Source organism: Streptomyces longwoodensis, from assembly GCF_001514125.1.
In the GTDB taxonomy this organism is placed as follows: Bacteria; Actinomycetota; Actinomycetes; order Streptomycetales; family Streptomycetaceae; genus Streptomyces; species Streptomyces longwoodensis.
Map to the genome: position 1 here is coordinate 1 of NZ_KQ948573.1, position 2,315 is coordinate 2,315.

1 protein-coding gene is annotated in these 2,315 nt (G+C 73.3%); it reads right to left on the reverse strand.

Features of this window, described 5'->3' with window-relative positions; translation table 11 throughout:
- The coding region (locus AQJ30_RS36320) for a condensation domain-containing protein (RefSeq protein ID WP_159052428.1) at positions 1–2,315 on the reverse strand (2,315 nt) is incomplete at both ends.

Consider the following 2,315-nt stretch of genomic DNA (forward strand, 5'->3'; position numbering starts at 1 on the left):
CGGGTGAGGTTGAGGGTGTCGAGGGTGTGGGCGGTGAGGTGGTCGGGGAGTCGGTGGTGGTGCTGGGTGGTGGTGATGACGGTGGTGATGTGGGCGTCTGTGGTGGTGGACGTGAGGCGTTCGTCGGGGAAGTCGGGGTCGAGGACGGCGTAGGCGGCGCCGGTCTTGAGGGTGGCGAGGAGGGCGGTGGCGAGGTGGGTGCCGCGTTCGAGGAGGACGCCGATGATGTCTCCGCGGCGGGTGCCGGTGGCTTGTAGGTGGTGGGCGAGTTGGTTGGCGCGGGTGTCGAGGTCTTGGTAGGTGAGGTGTTGGTCGCCGTCGATGATGGCGGTGGCGTCGGGTGTGCGGGTCACCTGGGCGGCGAACACGGCGGGCACGGAACGGTGTTCGGGCGGGGCCGCGGTGTCGTTCCACCGCTCCACCACCAGCGCCCGCTCCTCCGCGTCGAGCACGTCCACCGCGCTCAACGCCCCGTCCGGCTCGGCGAGTACGCGCTCCAGGACCGTCCGGAACGCCCGGACCATCCGCTGTGCCGTCGCCGGCTCGAAGATCTCCGCGCTGTACAGGACCGCACCGGCCAGACCGGCCACCGGGTCGTCCCGCAGCAGGAACTCCCAGTCGTACTTGGCGGTCGGGGTGTCCACCACCCGCGCGTACGTCCGTGCGGTGCCCGGCAGTTCGACGGCGCAGTCCGTGCCGTCCTCCAACGCCAGGCACACCTGGAACAGCGGATGACGCGAGAGCGACCGCACCGGGTTGACCGCTTCCAGCACCCGGTCGAACGGGGCGTCCTGGTGGGCGAAGGCGTCCAGGTCCGCGCCGCGTACCCGGCCGAGCAGTTCCCGGAACGACGGGTCGCCCGACGCGTCGACGCGCAGGACGAGCGTGTTCACGAAGAAGCCGACCAGGCCGCGCAGTTCCTCCGCCGAGCGGCCGGCCACCGGCGAGCCGATCGGCAGGTCCGTGCCCGCACCCATCCGGGTGAGCGTCGCGACCAGCGCCGCGTGCAGCACCATGAAGGGCGTGCACCGTTCCCGGCGCGCCAACTCCCGCACGCCGTCCATCACGTCACGCCCGAACTCCACCGGCACCGCACCGCCGAGGTGGCCCGCCCGGGCCGGGCGTGGCCGGTCGAGCTGGAGCCCCAGCTCCTCCGGCAGGTCGGCCAGCGTGTCCTTCCAGTAGGTCAGGTCGTCCTCCAGCGCGCCCGACTCCGCCAGGGTGTGCCGCTGCCAGTGCGCCCAGTCCGCGTACTGCGCCGGCAGCGGACGCCACCCCGGGGTCCCACCCGCGCGGCGCGCCCGGTAGGCCTCGGTGAGGTCGTCGAAGAGGGGCCGTACGGACTGCCCGTCGGTCGCGATGTGGTGCAGGACCAGCGACAGCACGTACCGCTCCCCGGCGGCCAGTTCGAACAGCGTCACCCGCAGCGGCGGCCGGCGGGTCAGCTCGAAGACGTGGGCCGCGGCGGCCCGCAGGTCCTCCTCGATCCGCTCCTCCGACGAGGCCGCCACCTCGAACGCGAGCGCGTCCGGTCCGTCGGCGTCCAGGACCCGCTGCCAGGGCTCCGCGTCCCCCTCCTCCTGGGCGATCACCGTGCGCAGCACCTCGTGGCGCCGCACCACGTCGCGGACGGCGGCACGCAGCGCGTCCTGGTCCACGGCGCCGTCCAGCCGCACGAACAGCGGCACGTTGTACGCGGTCCCCGGACCGTCCACCGACGCCTGGAGCCACAGCCGTCGCTGCGCCTCCGACAGCGGGACCCGTGCGGGCCGGCCGGACCCGGCGGCGAAGGCCGGCCCGGGCCGCGCCCCGCCCTCCTGACCGGTGAGGCGGGTGGTGAGGTCGGCGACGGTGGGTGCCTGGAAGACGTCGCGGATGGTGAGGTGGGTGCCGAGGGTGTGGTTGGCGCGGTGGGTGAGGCGGGCGGCGAGGAGGGAGTGGCCGCCGAGGTCGAAGAAGTCGTCGTCGAGGGTGACGGGCCGGCCGGTGTTGAGCACCTCCCCGAACAGCTCGCACAGCGTGATCTCCTCGGGCGTCCGAGGCGGACGGCCCAGCTCCTTCACCGCGAACGTCGGTGCGGGGAGCGCCCGCACGTCGAGCTTGCCGTTCGGCGTGAACGGGATCCGGTCCAGGACCATGACCGCGGCCGGCACCATGTGGTCGGGCATCCGCTCGCGCAGCCACCGCTTGACGTCGGAGGCGTCGAGGTCGGTTCCGGGTGGGGTGGTGAGGTAGGCGGCGAGGCAGGGTTCGCCGGTGGGGCTGGTGGTGGGGGTGAGGGCGGCTTGGGTGATGTCGGGGTGTTTGAGGAGGGT